Raw genomic sequence first — 15,868 nt, 5'->3', positions numbered from 1 at the left:
TATTCATGAACGCGATTGATTTCGTGATCCGTACCGGTGCGGGTACGGTGGAGCGTGGTTCTGTGGGCGGTGAAGGGCAGGAATTTCTGCTGGATGCCGGATACGGAAACGATATTTCCCTAAATTTGAGCCAGATGGACCTGAGCGGCTATGACCGCGCAGACAATGACCTGTTGATCACGCTGTCCGATGGCCGGGTGATCGTGCTGGAAAATTATTTCAGCGAGGGTGCGCTGGGCGCGGCGAATAGCCGGTTGTTCTTGAGCGCCGATGGCGAGTTGAACGAGGTCAGCTTCGTTGAGGCCGAAGGCGGCGCATTGTTCGCGCAATACGGCCCGACAGAGACGTGGGGCAAATGGAGCCCCTCGGACGAGCTTATCTTCATCAACGATCCAGAGGTCATGCCGCAGGTCGCGGGCGAGTACGAAGACGAAGAAGTGGGCATGGCCGCAGCGCTGCCTCTGCTGGGTCTTGGTGGCGGTGCGGCGGCTGGCGGTGCTGGTGCGTTGCTGGGTTTGCCACTGCTGGTCGGCGGTAAAGGCGACGGTGGCGGCGGCGGCGGCTCTGGTGGAGGCGATTGGACCGCTCCGACCGTAGACGATGCGGACGCCACCCACGGCATCAGCGGCAATGACGAAGCTGTCCTGGTCATCACAGGCACGGCAGAGCCGGGCTCGACCGTCGAGATCGTGATCGGTGACAGCACGGCTGTCGGGACGTCCGGGGACGACGGCACATGGCAAGTGGTCTTCGAAGAGGGCAGCTTCCCCGGTGATGGCACGTACGACGATGTGCCCGTGACCGTGACCGACCCGAACGGCACTGTGACGGATCTGGACGGCCCGTCGTACAACATCGATACCACGCCTCCGGCCATCGAGATTGCCGAAGGCACGGTTTCCTTGGGCGATGTCGAGAATGCCGAGGAATTTCAGGACGGTGTGACCGTTGGCGGCACTGGCGAAGCGGGCGCAGAGCTGACCATCACCGTCGGCGACTACACCGAGACGCAGACCATCGCCGAAGACGGGACATGGTCCTTTACCTTTGACGAAACGGTCTTTGCCGAGGGTGAATATACCACCGACATTACGCTGACAGCGACCGATGCGATGGGCAACACCACCGTCGTCACCGATGCCGTGCGCGTCGACACCGTCAATACCGTGTCGCTGGACAATGCGCCGCTGACCGGGGACAACCTGATTTCGGCCGAGGAACTGGACGCGGGCGTGACCTTGACCGGCACAACGCAATCCGGCGCCGAAGTCGTCGTGACCATTGAGGGTGTGTCCCAAAGCGTGGTTGCGGGCACTGATGGCGCGTGGAGCGTGACATTCTCTTCCACCGATCTGGCGGACGGGACCTATGACACCACGGCGGAAATCACCTCCACCGATGATGCGGGCAACGTCACCACGATCACGCATGACTTCTCTGTCGATACGGACCTGGGGTTGACCATCGACACCGACACCTTTGCGGGTGACGGCGTGGTGAATGCAGCGGAATTTGCCTCTGACGTGACCCTGACCGGCACGGGTGAAGCGGGCGCGACCGTGGTCGTGGCCTCTGGCGCAAACGCGCTGGGCACCGCCACAGTGGCGGCGGATGGCACCTGGTCCATCGTTTTTGACCCGACATTGCTGGACGGTGGTCCGGGCGATGCGGATCTGGGGTACACCGGGACGATCACCGCGACGGCAACTGACGCGGCGAGCAACGTCACGACGACCTCTGGCCAAGTCACTGTGGACACCAATACCTCCGTTATCGGGATGTTTGACGACGGCGACCAGATCATCAACGCGTCCGAGCGCGCAGATGGTGTAAGCCTGAGCGGGGCAGCAGAGCCGGGCGCGGCCATCTCGGTGGTCGTGGCGGGGGAAACCCTGACCACCACGGCACTGGCCGATGGCACATGGTCGGTGAATATCGCCGCCGCTCTGATTCCCACCGGCGAGACAACCCTGACCGCAGAGGTCACGGCAACGGATCTGGCGGGCAACAGCGCCTCTGCCAGCATCAACGTCGCCGTGGACACCACTGTCTTTGTCGATATGAATGCCTCCACCGTCGAAGGCGACGGCACGGTCAACGCCTCCGAGCGGGCCGATGGCGTGCAGTTGACCGGCACCACCGAGGCGGGCGCTTCGGTTGTCGTGACGGTCGGTGGCACCGCCTATGAGGCCACCGTCACCGATGGCACATGGTCGGTGACCGTTCCTGCAAACGCAGTGCCGCAGGGCGAAACCAGCATGACCGTGGGCGTTGCGGCGACGGATGTCGCGGGCAACACCGCGACGGAATCCTACGCTGTCGACATCGACACCACGACGGCAGTTTCGCTCAACACGGGCATCGTCGCCGGGGATGGCACTGTCAACGCGGCAGAATATGCCAGCAGCGTAACGCTGACCGGCGCGGGTGAAGCAGGCTCGACACTCGTCGTTACCTCGGGCTTCAACACGCTGGGCACGACCACGGTGGCCGCAAACGGCACCTGGTCCATCGCCTTCAGTCCCTCGCTGATCGACGGCGGGCCGGGTCACTCTGAATTGGGCTATTCCGGCACAATCACCGCGACGGCCACAGACCTTGCCGGCAATACCGCGTCTTCGTCCGGGTCGGTCACGGTGGACACCAACACCACCGTCCTGGGCTTCTTCGAGGACAGCGACCAGATCATCAACGCGGCCGAGCGTGCGGATGGGGTGACCCTGAGCGGCACCTCCGAGGCGGGCGCGGCGATCTCTGTCGTGGTCGCGGGCGTCAGCATGAGCACCACGGCGCTGGCCGATGGCTCTTGGTCTGTTGACGTGCCGGCGGCGATTGTGCCGACGGGCGAAACCACCATGACCGCCGCCGTGAGCGCCACCGATCCGGCGGGCAACACCAGCGCGGCAAACATCAGCATCGCGATCGACACGATCACCAACGTCGGCATGGACCCGTCCACGGTCGAAGGCGATGGCACCGTGAACGCCGCGGAACGCGCGGATGGTCTGCAACTGACCGGCACGACCGAGGCGGGTGCCTCTGTGGTGGTTGCGGTGGGCGGCGCAGAATACAACGCGATCGTCACCGGACAGACATGGTCGATCACCATCCCCGCAGCCAACGTGCCGCAGGGAGAGACCAGCCTGAGCGTCGGCGTCACGGCCACGGATGAAGCAGGCAACACCGACAGCAACGTCTATGCGGTCGACATCGACACGACGACCTTTGTCACTGTCCCGACCGATACGGTCGAGGGTGAAGGGGTGGTCAACGCGGCCGAACGCTCTGACGGGGTTGTGCTGAATGGCACGGCAGAGCCGGGCGCAAGCGTGACCGTCACCATGGCGGGTGTCACCCATGACGCCACCGTCATGGCAAATGGCAGCTGGACCGTGAAGTTCGCCGCATCGGAAATCCCGACCGGCGAGCAGACCGTGACAGTGACAGCCAACGCCATCGACCCGGCGGGCAACGCTGAAACGGCCTCCAGCACGATCGACGTTGACACGCTTGTGCGCAACTTCGGCATCACATCCACGCCCGGCGGCGCGGACGGTGTCGTCAACGCGGCCGAGGCGAGCTCCGGTCTGGAGCTGACCGGCACCACGGAACCCGGCGGTGCGGTTCAGCTGACGCTGAACGGCCACACGGTCACAGCCTCGGTGGCGGCGGACGGGTCGTGGACGGCGCGTTTCAGTGCCAGCCAACTGCCCTCCGGCGAAGTGACCACCACCCTTACGGCGGTCACCACCGATCTGGCAGGCAACACCGACACCCTGACCCAAAACGTCGTGATCGACACGGATGCGGGCAGATTGACCATATCCCCCGATCCGGTTGAGGGCGATGATGTCGTCAACATGGTCGAAGCCTCTGACGGTGTGGTGCTGACCGGCACGTCCGATCCGGGGCAATGGGTCGACGTGACCATGAACGGTGTCAGCCACACGGTTCTGACCGATGCCACCGGCACCTGGGTCGCGCCGTTCTCGGGGTCCGAGATCGCACCGGGCACCTATGATGCCGCCATCACGGCAACCATCACCGACAGCGCTGGCAACACGCTGACCCGGACAGACAGCGTGCATGTGGACACCGAAGTTCTGAACTTCGCCGCATCCGGTGATCCGGTGGAGACGGACAATGTCATCAACGCTGACGAGGCCTCTGATGGGTTCAGCCTGAACGGCACGACCGAAGCGGGGGCCACGGTTACCGTGACCTTCGAAGGCGTGACCCAGACGGCCACGGTGGCCGCGAATGGCAGCTGGACGGTCAACTTTGCAGCGTCGGATATCCCGTCGGGTGAGATGAACACGTCGGCGACCGTGGACACCACCGACATCGCGGGCAACACCGCGACGACCACGGTGAACTTTGCCATCGACACCTATGTGAATGCGCTGTCCATGGACAGCAACGCCACGGGTGATGGCGTGGTGAACGCAGCAGAGGCACAGGCGGGGATCACCCTGACCGGCGATGTGGAGCCCGGCTCCACCGTGTCGGTCACGCTGGGTGGTGTGGTGCATACGGCGGTGGTCGCAGCGTCCGGCGCGTGGAGCGTGGACATTCCGTCCTCCTCCATCCCGACGGGCACGCTGGACACACCGGTGACCATTGCGGCGACCGATGCGGCCGGCAACACCGACAGCATCAGCCAGACGCTGAGCATCGACACCGAGGCCTCCGAGACGCTGAGCTGGACCGGCTATGGCCGCTCTGGCGGCGGTGTGGCGCAGGTCTGGACCGAGGCGACGGATGACGCGATGTTCCTTGGCCAGGTGGACAATCCGTCTGGTTCGGCAAGCGTGTCCGAGGTGAATATCGCGAACACCGTCGAGTCCGGGAATGATGCTTACCTGTTCCTTGATGCGCCGGTGGCCGATGGCACGCACCTTGTGCTGGCGTCGACCGATGCGGCGGGCAACACCTCTGGGGCCTACCTCGTGACGGACGATCCCGCCACGAACCAGGTACAGATGTCTGACGATATCGCCAGCGCGCTGCGGGTCTACAACGTCGACACCATCGATCTGCACTTTGCCGAAGATTCCAACCTGACGCTCACCGAGTCGCAGATCGCGGAACTGTCCGCGACCTCTGACACTGTGGCGATCCGGGGCGGGGCCGACGACAGCATCACGATTGACGGTGCAGTGGCCGGAGGCACCCATTCCGAAGGTGGTGTGAATTACAACGTCTTCACCCTTGGTGATACGACGGTGCTGATCGAAGACGATATTACCAACATCACTACGGTCGTTTAACGATTATTTTCCGGAGGCCCGGATCAACCGGGCCCCGGATCCCGCGGCAATACAATTTCGCGCCATAACGGGGATATGACTATGAGCAAGAGCAGGCAAAGCTTGGGCATGATCGCTATTCTGGCGCTTCTGCCGGGCTGTATGAGCGATTTGGGAGAAACGGTCTCGCGGTTTCGCGGATCGGAGGCCACGGCGCCGACCGGCACCGGGCCGGTGCAAAAAGCCGTGGTGAAACCATCGGACGCGTCTGAACTGATCCATGCGTTGCAGACGCGCCCGACGGTGATCATTTCGGGCACGCCCTATTCACAGGTTGCCGACGCGGTGATCGCATCCGACACCCGTGTGGCGGCTGCGGAGTTGCGCGTGGCGCAGTTGCGGGCCGAGGCCGCGCAAAAGAACTGGATGCCGCGCATCGGACCGAACATCTCGCTGACATCGCTTGGCGATGTGGTGGCGCAACTGGTCATAAATCAGGTGCTTTTTGACAACGGGCGCAAAGTGGCGGAACGCGATCTGGCCAAGGCCAACGTGGAACGCGCCGCCGTTCAGTTGGTCGAGGATGGCAACAGCCGCGTTTATGATGCGCTGTCCCTGTATGTGACGGCTGAGGAAAACCGTGATCTGGCGACACATTTGAACCGCGCCTACGACGACATGGCGCGATTTGAATGGGTGATGCAACAGAGGGTTCAGGGCGGCGTGTCGGACATGTCCAACCTCAATGTTGTGCAACAAAAACTGGCGTCGATCCGTGCGCGATCCGGGGAGGCCCAGGAGGCCGCGTCTACCGCCTTGGCGGAGCTGAACGCGATGTCCGCACGGCCCCTGTCCGACCTGCGTGGCCTTGGCCAGGTACGCGATGCCGAAGCGGGTGAGCCGCTCGGCGTGCTGCGCGCGCGGGCAGAGCGGGAGCAGGCCATGGCAGAGGCACGCATCGCCCGCGCCAGCCATTTGCCGGGCCTCGCCGCCAATGGGTCGATTGATCGTGATGGCACGATGGGGGGTGGTCTTGAAGTGACCACCGACACGTTGTTCGGCTTGGGCACCATGGCCGAGTTCAAGGCGATCGAGGCCACCAAGGAAACCGCCGATCGCAGAGTCGCCGAGTCCCGTGAAATCGCCGCGCGTCACATCGCCAGTCAGCAATCGAAGCTGACAGCTTACCGCCGCCAGGCCGAAGAGGCGATTGGCCTGCGGCAAGCGGCGAAACAGAACCTTGAGCTGTTCCAGCGCCAATTTGAAGGCGGCCAGCGTCAGGTGATGGATGTGGTCGGCACCTACGAGACCTTTGCCCGGGCGCTCGAAACCGAGATCCAGCTGAAGTACAAAGCCGCCCGTGCGGAGCTTGAACTGTCACGCCTGCGGGGCGCGTTGGCGGAGGGAGCTTCGATTTGAGCCAAGTCCTGCAGATGGCTGCTGCGGTCCGCAAGGCGGTTCCGAAGTCCAGCACGAAGACCTCCAAGTTTTCACAGAAAGCGACGTCGCGCGCGGATCTGATCCGCGTGCTGGCGGGGCGGATGGGGGTCGAGGCCAAGGCGACAGACATCCTTGAAGCGCTGTCGCAAAACGCCGGCTGCGATGACAGTTACGACGCGTTTGCCTTGCGCATGGGCGCCGAGGCCGCTGGTTTGCTGGCCTTGGAAGACGAGCCGGACAAGTTGGTTCCCGACCTGTGGCCCGCCATCGCGGTCATGTCCAATGGCCAGGCGGTTCTGGTGTTGAGCCAGGACGCAGGCGAGCTGATGATCTATGACACCACCACGGTGTCACGTCAGTCCGAAGTGAGCGTGGCTGAGTTTGGGCGTTACTTCAGCGGGCAGTTGATCCGGGCCGAGGCGCCGGTGTCACTCCTGGCGGAGACCCATGCGCAGGTTGATCGTGAAAAGCACTGGTTCTGGGGGCAGTTCGGCAGATTTTCCAAGCAGTTCGGCGAAGTCGCCCTCGGCTCTTTCGTGGCGAACCTGTTGGCCGTGTCCGTGGCGCTGTTTTCCTTGCAGGTCTATGATCGGGTGATCCCGCACCAGTCCGAGGCAACGCTTTGGGTGTTGGCCGCAGGCGCCGGTTTGGCGCTGCTGCTGGAGGCGTTCTTGAAAGTTGCGCGGTCGCAACTGCTGGATGGGGCAGGGCGCCAGATTGAACTTGGCGTGCAGAACCTGCTGATGAAGCGGCTTCTGGGCATGAGGTCCGATCTGCCGGGCCGGTCGCCCGCGCAATTGTTCAGCTCCATGCGGGAGTTCGGGTCGGTCAGGGAGTTCTTTACCGCCTCCACGGCCGGGGCGCTGGCGGATATACCTTTTATCTTCGTCTTCTTGCTGCTGGTCTGGTCCATTGCCGGGTCAGTCGTCTGGGTGCTGATCATCGGCGGTGTCCTGATGGTCGTGCCGGGCCTGCTGATGCAGCGCAAGATGATCCGCCTGACACAGGAAATGCAGGGCGCCTCAACCAAGATGTCGCGTTTGCTGCAAGAGGCCGTGGTCGAACTGGACACGATCAAGACGCAGCGCGCAGAGGATCGTTTTGTCCGTTTGTGGGAAGAGCTGACCGCCGTGCAGGCGCTCAAATCATCGGACCAGCGCAAGCTGGCTGCGAGCCTGGGCTTCTGGTCCCAAGGGATGCAGCAGGCGACGTATGTGGCGGCAGTCATCACCGGGACATACCTTGTGTTTGCCGGGGACTTCACCGTCGGCAGCATCATCGCCGTGGGTATCCTGTGTTCGCGGACACTGGCCCCGCTGACGCAACTGTCGGGTATCATGGCGCGCTGGGGCAACGTGAAGTCCGCGCTCGATGGGTTGGACAAGATCGCGCATGTGCCGCAGGACCGCTCCGCGACGCGGACCTATCTGCGGCGGGAACGGTTTGAGGGCAAGTTCGAGCTGGACGCCGTGACCTACCGCTATGATCCCGAAGGCGCTGCGGTGCTGGATCTCAAGGGGCTGCAGATCCTGCCGGGGCAGGTGCTGGCCGTGCTCGGGGCGAATGGGTCCGGGAAATCGACGTTGCTGAAAATGCTGACCGGGCTGTATGCGCCCGCCTCTGGCAAGATGCTGATTGACGGCACCGAGATGACGCAGATCGAGCCAAAGGATCTGCGACGCGGTATCGGCTATCTTGGCCAGGACGTGCGTCTGTTTCACGGCACGCTGCGCGACAACATGAACCTGTCCTTGCTGGAGCGCGATGACGACCGATTGATGGAGGCGCTCGATTTCGCAGGCCTCGGACCATATGTGCGGGCACATCCCAAGGGCCTGGACCTCGACATCCATGATGGTGGCGAAGGGCTGTCTGTCGGGCAGCGTCAATCCATCGGCTGGGCAAGGCTTTGGTTGCAGGATCCTCAGATCTGCTTGCTGGACGAACCAACCGCCGCGCTGGACCAGACGCTGGAAAAGGCGCTTATCACGCGGTTGGAAACATGGCTGGCCGGGCGCACTGCGGTCATTGCAACGCACCGGGTGCCGATCCTGCAACTGGCGACGCGGACAATGATCCTTGCCCACGGGCGCATGGCCGTGGACGGGCCGCGGGATCAGGTTCTGGCGCATCTGCGCAAGGGAGCCGCGTGATGGCAATATCGTCGACCAACCTGCAACGGCAGTTGTCAGGACGGATGCGCGGGCCGTCGATGACCATCTGGCTGTGCGCGATTACTGTCTGGTGCTTCATCATCTGGGCATCCATGGCCTGGCTGGATGAGATCGTGCGGGGCGATGGCGAGATCATCTCCTCCTCGCGTCCGCAGATCATTCAGAACCTCGAAGGCGGCATCCTGTCGGAACTGATGGTCAAGGAAGGCGACGAGGTGCTGCGTGGCGATACACTGGCGCGGCTGCAGGGGATCCAGTTCCAGTCGTCGGTGGACGACCTGAACGACCAGATCACCGCGCTTGAAATCCGGCGTTTGCGGCTTGAGGCCGAACTGGCGGGGGCCTCGGTTGTCGATGTGCCAGAGGCCTTGCGGGAGCGTCTGCCAAATATGGTCGCGTCGGAGCAATCTCTGCTGGCGGCACGGCAATCAGACTATTACTCGCGCCGTGCTGGTGCGCAGAAGGTGCTGGACCAGGCGGCGGAAGAGCTTTCTCTGCTGGAGAACCTCCTCGACAAGAAGGTCGTGGCGTTGATCGAAGTAACCCGCGCCCGCAAGGCCGATGCGGATGCGCGGAAAAAATACGATGAGATCGTGACGCAGACCGAACTGGGTCGCGCCGAGGAATATTCCGAGACGCTCAAGGAGCTTGCGACGCTGAAGCAGAACCTCAAAAGCTCAGTGGATCAGTTGAACCGCACGGTGCTGACCTCCCCCATGCATGGCGTGGTGAACAAGTTGTCGGTCACCACCATCGGCGGCGTTGTGCGTCCGGGTGAGGAGATCATGCAGATCATTCCTGTGGATGAGGAGCTGTTCGTTGAAGCGAAGGTGCGTCCCGAGGACATCGCCAACATTCGCCCCGGCCAAGAAGCGACGATCAAGCTGTCAGCCTACGACTACACGATCTACGGAACGCTGAAGGGGCGGGTGGATGTGATCTCTGCCGATACGTTCAAGGACGAACAGCGCCCGGAAATGCCGCCGCACTACAAGGTGACGGTGCGGGTGGATCTGACGTCGCTGACCGATCGTCAAGTGAGCATGGCGATCCGACCGGGGATGCAGGCGCAGGCAGAGTTGCACACGGGAGAGAAGACGGTGCTGCAGTACCTCTTGAAACCGCTGTACAAATCGCGGGAGGCCTTCCGCGAGCCGTAATCCGAATGAGCGCTGGCGCGCGCTTCGTTTCTCGTTCGTCCGCCTTTGGCGGTCTCCTCGGGTCTGCCGCGCGTGGATATCTCGCGGTACAGACATGCTGAGGTCAGGCGTCTGTGTCCATCCAGATTGTCACGGGGCCATCGTTGGTCAGGCTGACCTGCATGTCCGCGCCAAAGCGGCCATTGGCCGTCTGAATGCCCTGCGCCGCGACCTGTTGGGTAAAGTAGGTATAAAGCGCTTCGCCTTCTGCTGGCGGGGCCGCCGCAGAGAAGCCGGGGCGGTTGCCGCGTGAAGTATCGGCTGCCAACGTGAATTGGCTGACGATAAGGGCGCCGCCGCCCATGTCCAGCAGGGAGCGGTTCATGCGTCCCTCGTCGTCTTTGAAAATGCGGAGTTTGGCAATCTTGGCAGCCAGTTTGTCGGCCTGTGCCTTTGTGTCGCCCTGCATGGCGCAAATCAGGATCAGGGCGCCCGGGCCGATCTGGCCGACGGCCGTGCCGTCTATATCGACACGGGCCTCTGTAACGCGCTGAACAAGGGCTCTCACAGCTCGGTGCTCCACGGTGGGTTGGCACCTGCGCGGCTGACTGTGATCGCAGCCGCCTGAACGCCGAGTTCTGCGGCGTCTGTGAGATCTGCGAGCCAAGCGGCGGCGAGTTTTTCGCGGCTGAGCAGCCCTGCGCGATCGAGACCGGCAAGGAAGCCCGCGTTAAAGGTGTCGCCTGCGCCAACGGTGTCGACGACCGTGACCTTATGGGCGGCAACGCGTTGGGTGCCTTCGCGCGACACCACATCGACGCCGTCGACCCCGCGGGTCACGAGCACCAGCGCGCAGCCGTTCTTGAGCAGGGCTTCGGGCGTGGTGCCCAGCCAGTCCATATCCTCGTCCGAGATCTTTACGATGTCGGCACGGCACAGCATCGTATCGAGGCGCGCGCGGTAGCGGGCTTCGTCGGTGATGAAGCCGGGGCGGATGTTCGGATCGATCATGATGACGCGGTCGTCGGCCTGAGCGCACAGCGCTGCGTAGGTATCAGCCGCGGGCTCACCGACGAGGGAAATACCGCCAAAAAACAGAGCCTTGATCGTATCGGTGAGGTTTGGGAGATCTTCGGGTGCGAGCAGCCGCCCAGCCGTGTTTTCGTCGTAGAACGCGTATTTGGCGTGACCGTCCACCAGCGTAACGAATGCCAGTGTCGTGGGCTTGTCGGATCGGGGGCAGAGGCTGTGATCGACCTTCGAGGCGGTGAGCGTTTCGGCAAGGATCTGACCGAAAAGATCATTCGATACGCCGCCGAAGTAACCGGATGAGGCGCCGAGCCGACCGAGAGCAATGGCGGTGTTCATCACCGCGCCGCCTGCGTAGGGAGCAAAGGCCACTTCTCCCGCAGCAGTGGTGCGCGGGAGCATATCGATCAGAGCTTCGCCACAACAGAGGATCATCGCAAACCGTCCTTGAATGAGAATGTTTGCGCTATCTATCAGAAATTGCCCCTGTGTAGAAAGGGAATATTGCGCGCGTTAACCTTTGCAATGTGTCGCGCGACCATAGCCTGCGTGACACAGGTTGAAATTCGGTTACTTAGCCGCCCTTCGCATAGAAATATCCAATGACGCCGGCCACGAGCAAGCCGAGGATCACGGCAAACGCGATCTTCCAAGCGGACCAGGGGCGTTCGCCCTGCACCCGGCCAGTCCGCCCGTTTACTACAAAACGATAGCTTTTGCCCTGATACTTGTAAGCGGCCAGCCAGACCGGCAGCAGGACATGTTTGAAGGTTATGTCGGACACATCCGTGTCGATGCGGTTGATCCTCTGGCGATCGCCGCCGATGTCGAACTTCACGTCACGTTCAATCTGGCGGTCCATTTTTTGAAGCGCTTCGACAAAGCCTTCGTCAAGGTCGACCTGATAGCCTTCGGCCCGAAAACCCGCAAGAAATTCAGGCCGATAGGGCTCCATCGCGGAGAGGTCCCACGGCTCCAGCGCATCCGTGAATTTCTTTGGCAGAGCCTTGGAGGCCAGAACCAGCACGTCGTCGAAGAAGCGCGAGACACGGCCTGAGGCGGGTCTCCAGCGGACCTTTTGCACCTGCACGGTTTGCGGTTTCCCGTCTCGCATCACGGTCCTTGATTCATAGTAAACCGTGCCGCGCGCACCGGTGTAGTCTGAGCGGGTTTCGGCGTCGAAGGTCCAATACGGGACGTAAATGCCCTGCATCTTGCGGCCCTTGCGGGCGTATTCCTGAAGGCCGTTCGGCGCGAACCAGAGGCGACCGAGCCAGTCGTTCATCGCGGCGCGGCCCGCGCTTTCGTCCAGAGAAAAGGGCAGCAATCCCCGTGGCTTGATGTGCCTGTGCGTTCCGGTGTCGGTGACAACGGGCGTGGCGCAGAAGGGGCATTCGGTGGCGTGGACATCCGGGTCAAATTCGACCTGCGCGGCACAGTTGGGACAGGTGGTGACGCGGATCTCTTCCATCTCCTGCAAGGGCAGAAGGTTCTTCAGCGCCGCGTCGAAGTCGAGCTCTTTGATGCCGCCTTCCCACGGGCCGGTTTGTTCCATCACGTCCCGTGTCGATCCACAGAAGTCGCAGATCAGCATATTTCTTTCAGGATCAAAGCGGTAGTCGGCACCACACTGGTCACAAGGGAAGCGGTGTTCTTCGGTCGCAGTGGGATGTGCCGTCGTGGGCGCGGGCGGCGGCGTGTCGGTCATGAAAGGCGTGCTCCGGTGCGCTGTCAGGTTTCCGGCATCCTAAGCGGTGAGGCGCGGAGCGAAAGAGGTAAATCGGCGTTCAGGATCGGCTTTTGTTAAGGCTGCGTCCGCTGAGATGAACGCGGCGTGCGGTGGCAGATGTTGTTGGGGGTGAAGGACGAAACCACAACAGCGGAAGAATTTGGTAACAGATGTTATCTGTTTGGAAGGTGTGAACCGACCGGTTTGGGGCTGAAATCCGGTCGGATGTTAACCTTCCTGATGTGATCCTGAATGACCTTACGTCAACTCATCTTAACCTCTGAACTATTGGCATGGCGCAAACCCGCGTAGAGGCGCCTTGCTGGCTTGTGGTCGGTGTCTGGGCGCGTAGGTTGTGTGCGTATCGACGGGGGGCGTGGGAATGAGACTGATCTGCTTGGCAATGGTGGTTGCGCCGATGATGGCGCAGGCCGACGAAGTGTCCTGGCGTTTTGCCTGGAACGGCAACGGCGGCTACGCGGTACGTGGCGGAATGTCCTATGAAACAACCGCGATCGACGGGCCATTGGTCACCGGGTCCGATGTGTCATGTTTTTTCATCGAGGGCACCCGGAACGGCGAGACCATTGGTCAGTGGGGCCTTGCTCTGCTGAACGAAGAGACCTGGTGGAGACTTTATTTCGATCCGGTTGCCGAGGCGTTCCTTGTCGAAGGCATGGGCGTGGACATGCCGCAGGCGTGGAACATGGACGGCTTCGGGACAAGCTGTGGCGCGGGCGGTTTCGGCTTTAACATCGGCTCTGCTGCGCAGGACATCTGCATTGACGAGCAGCTGATCGTTGAAAGTCAGGTGGACCCCTACACGCCACTGTCAGCGGTGCGGGATGATGGCCTCGCGTTTCCGAGTTACGCTTGTGAAGGTCCGTCGCTGCTGAGCCGTTTGGAACTGGACTAGCGGCCGAGAGGGTGATGCGCCCCCGGCCTCATATCTTGCTGGTGAACTGGCGGCGGATCACATCGGGGGTGGAGGCGGCGGCATCACGGTGAAAAGCTGCGCCAGTTCCGTGACCTCGCCGGCCTTCTTCCAGCCGTCCTGACCCGGTGTCCAGACGTTGGTGTCACGGTCGAAGTCGCCAGTCGTGACCATCTTGCCGAGATCGGCCTTGGAAAACGGTCCGGTGGTCTGACCGGCCTTGGCAATGTGCCAGACATGTTCCACCGGCGGCGGGGGAGGCGGAGGCGGCGCACTGGCCGCGGGCTGTTGCGGGCGCTGGCCCCACGGGCCGGGCTGCGCCATTTGCTGCGCCATATTCATGCCCATGCCTGCCCCAAAGCCCATGCCCATGGATTGATCCATCGCACCACCCTGGCCCATGGCCTCGGCGGCTTTCCACTTCATGTGATCGTCGAGATTGCCCGCCAGACCACGCGAGGTCCGGGCATCCAGCGCTTTTTCAACTGCCGGCGGGAGAGAGATGTTCTCGATGTAGAGTTCGGGCAGCGACAGGCCGTAGGCGGCGATGGTGGGGTCGATGGCCTTGGCAATCAGGTCACTGACTTCGCCCACATTGGCGGCCATGTCGAGCACGGGAATGCCGCTTTGCGCGATCGCCTTGGAGAACGCCTGCACGATGATGTTGCGGATCTGAAAGGTGACTTCGTCAGTGGTGAATTCGCCGTCGGTGCCGACAATTTCGGTCATGAACAGCGCCGGGTCCGCGACCTTGATCGTGTAGGTGCCAAAGGCCCGGATGCGCGTCGGACCGAATTCCGGGTCGCGCAGCATGATCGGGTTCTTGGTCCCCCACTTCAGGTTGGTGAAGCGGTTGGTGTTGACGAAGTAGATCTCGGACTTGAACGGACTTTGAAAGCCGTGGTCCCAGTGTTGCAGCGACGTCATGATCGGCATGTTGTTGGTTTCCAACATGTACAGGCCGGGGGTGAAGACATCGGCCATCTGGCCTTCGTGCACGAACACGGCGGCCTGGCCCTCGCGGACGGTCAGCTTGGCGCCGTATTTGATCTCGTGGCCTTCGCGTTCAAAGCGCCAGACGAGCGTGTCACGGGTGTCGTCCGTCCAATGGATGACGTCGATGAACTGACCTTTGAGAAAATCCCAGATCGGCATGAAAAATCTCCTTCCCTGAAATCTTTGCTTAACTTGGCGTGTCGTTGCCCGTGAGCGCGGCGGCTTTGCGACGGACGATGGGCAGCGCGTCCTCGGCGGACATGCCCGGTGTCAGTGCCGGATCGTAAAGGATCTGTAGCAAAAGCTCGTCATGGCGGGTGAGCAGCGCAAATTCGTCGTCGTCGTTAAAGATCGTCGGACGTGCCTGGGGGCTGTCGTTGGTCAGTCCCAAGCCCTGGGCGATTTCCTCGTGCACACAGGAGCGCCGCATGAGTTCGGGGTGTTCGGACCGGATCACGGCGATGGCGTTGCCGTAGTCGTAGCCGCCGTTTTCCGTGGCAAAGGCAACCACCAGACAATGGATGCCGCGTGGCAGGTTGCGGAACAGGTTCAGGGCCGTGGGGTTCACGCCGGGGACGATTTCGCGGATGCGATCCGCGACCAGCGCGTGATCGTCCTGTGCGGTGAAAATAACGTGAAAGTTCGGGTTCTGATCCGAGACCGTGATCGGATGGCCCGTGATGCCGCCCAGACGCTTGGCGTACTGGCTGACCTGCGCCTCGTCCCATGCGCGCTGATCGCTTGGCACGTTGGGCGTGAATTCGGTGGTCATCCGCACCGGCTGGGTCCATTTTTTCACCGCAGAGGTGGCATTCGCACCGGAGGGACGCAGCCCCTGACCGCGCACGTATTCTTCTTCCAAGGCGATGGCCATGAAGTGCCGGACCAGCATCGTGTCGGTGAAGGGCGAATCCGGACCGCCGCCGTCGGTGCGCAGCAGGCCCTGGGCCAACAGATCCGCCTGAACGCGCCGGTAATAGGCGGCCATCGGGCGGCTGGCTGCTGTCTCCTGAATCGTCAGGTCGGGCGTCGCGGCTGGCGGTGGCGTGGCCACCGTCGCCGGACGCGTCTGTGGGCTGACGGCTGTCTCACGAGGAGCAAGCGTCGAAGTCTCGCAGGCGGCGAGCGCCGCGAGGCTGGTCAGGGCCAGCGCGCGGAGCAGATGCGTCGTCGTCATG

Annotated in this window: 10 protein-coding genes; 5 read left to right on the top strand and 5 right to left on the bottom strand. The window is 62.4% G+C overall.

Annotation, left to right across the window (positions count from 1 at the left end):
* The first annotated feature begins 5 nt into the window (after positions 1 to 5).
* From J4E08_RS16880 to J4E08_RS16865, 4 genes are all read left to right on the top strand, one after another.
* A complete protein-coding gene (locus J4E08_RS16880; RefSeq protein ID WP_349539498.1) occupies positions 6 to 5,270 on the top strand; it encodes an Ig-like domain-containing protein in 5,265 nt (1,754 codons plus the stop codon).
* Between the two features lie 81 nt (positions 5,271 to 5,351).
* Positions 5,352 to 6,668 (top strand): TolC family protein, encoded by a 1,317-nt coding sequence (locus J4E08_RS16875; protein ID WP_349539497.1) that lies wholly within the window; start codon positions 5,352 to 5,354, stop codon positions 6,666 to 6,668.
* Positions 6,669 to 6,682: 14 nt separating this feature from the next.
* On the top strand, positions 6,683 to 8,842 hold the full coding sequence (locus J4E08_RS16870) for an ATP-binding cassette domain-containing protein (protein WP_349539535.1): 2,160 nt from the start codon (positions 6,683 to 6,685) through the stop codon (positions 8,840 to 8,842).
* Positions 8,842 to 10,023, top strand: a complete 1,182-nt coding sequence (locus J4E08_RS16865; RefSeq protein ID WP_183966778.1) for an HlyD family type I secretion periplasmic adaptor subunit — start codon at positions 8,842 to 8,844, stop codon at positions 10,021 to 10,023. The genes J4E08_RS16870 and J4E08_RS16865 overlap by 1 nt, the downstream gene beginning before the upstream one ends.
* A gap of 103 nt (positions 10,024 to 10,126) precedes the next feature.
* Here the strand turns inward: J4E08_RS16865 and dtd are convergent, their stop codons facing one another.
* From dtd to J4E08_RS16850, 3 genes are all read right to left on the bottom strand, one after another.
* A complete protein-coding gene (dtd, locus tag J4E08_RS16860) occupies positions 10,127 to 10,570 on the bottom strand; it encodes a D-aminoacyl-tRNA deacylase (RefSeq protein WP_349539496.1) in 444 nt (147 codons plus the stop codon).
* Positions 10,567 to 11,466, bottom strand: coding sequence for a carbohydrate kinase family protein (locus J4E08_RS16855; RefSeq protein WP_349539495.1), 900 nt, complete (start codon positions 11,464 to 11,466; stop codon positions 10,567 to 10,569). The genes dtd and J4E08_RS16855 overlap by 4 nt, the downstream gene beginning before the upstream one ends.
* Positions 11,467 to 11,605: 139 nt before the next feature.
* Positions 11,606 to 12,739, bottom strand: a complete 1,134-nt coding sequence (locus J4E08_RS16850; RefSeq protein ID WP_349539494.1) for a TFIIB-type zinc ribbon-containing protein — start codon at positions 12,737 to 12,739, stop codon at positions 11,606 to 11,608.
* A 403-nt stretch (positions 12,740 to 13,142) separates the two neighbouring features.
* On the opposite strand from J4E08_RS16850, the gene J4E08_RS16845 reads away from it, so the two are divergent.
* On the top strand, positions 13,143 to 13,676 hold the full coding sequence (locus tag J4E08_RS16845) for a hypothetical protein (RefSeq protein WP_349539493.1): 534 nt from the start codon (positions 13,143 to 13,145) through the stop codon (positions 13,674 to 13,676).
* Positions 13,677 to 13,733: 57 nt separating this feature from the next.
* Here the strand turns inward: J4E08_RS16845 and J4E08_RS16840 are convergent, their stop codons facing one another.
* Both J4E08_RS16840 and J4E08_RS16835 read right to left on the bottom strand, forming a co-directional pair.
* Positions 13,734 to 14,849 carry an SPFH domain-containing protein gene (locus J4E08_RS16840; protein WP_349539492.1) on the bottom strand — a complete coding sequence of 372 codons (1,116 nt, stop codon included), beginning with the start codon at positions 14,847 to 14,849 and terminating at the stop codon, positions 13,734 to 13,736.
* Positions 14,850 to 14,877: 28 nt separating this feature from the next.
* Positions 14,878 to 15,867, bottom strand: a complete 990-nt coding sequence (locus J4E08_RS16835; RefSeq protein ID WP_349539491.1) for a DUF2927 domain-containing protein — start codon at positions 15,865 to 15,867, stop codon at positions 14,878 to 14,880.
* Position 15,868 lies beyond the last annotated feature (1 nt).

Origin of the sequence: Sagittula sp. NFXS13 (genome assembly GCF_040148795.1) — a bacterium.
Taxonomy (GTDB): domain Bacteria; phylum Pseudomonadota; class Alphaproteobacteria; order Rhodobacterales; family Rhodobacteraceae; genus Sagittula; species Sagittula marina.
This window is presented reverse-complemented; position numbering and strand designations above follow the sequence as displayed.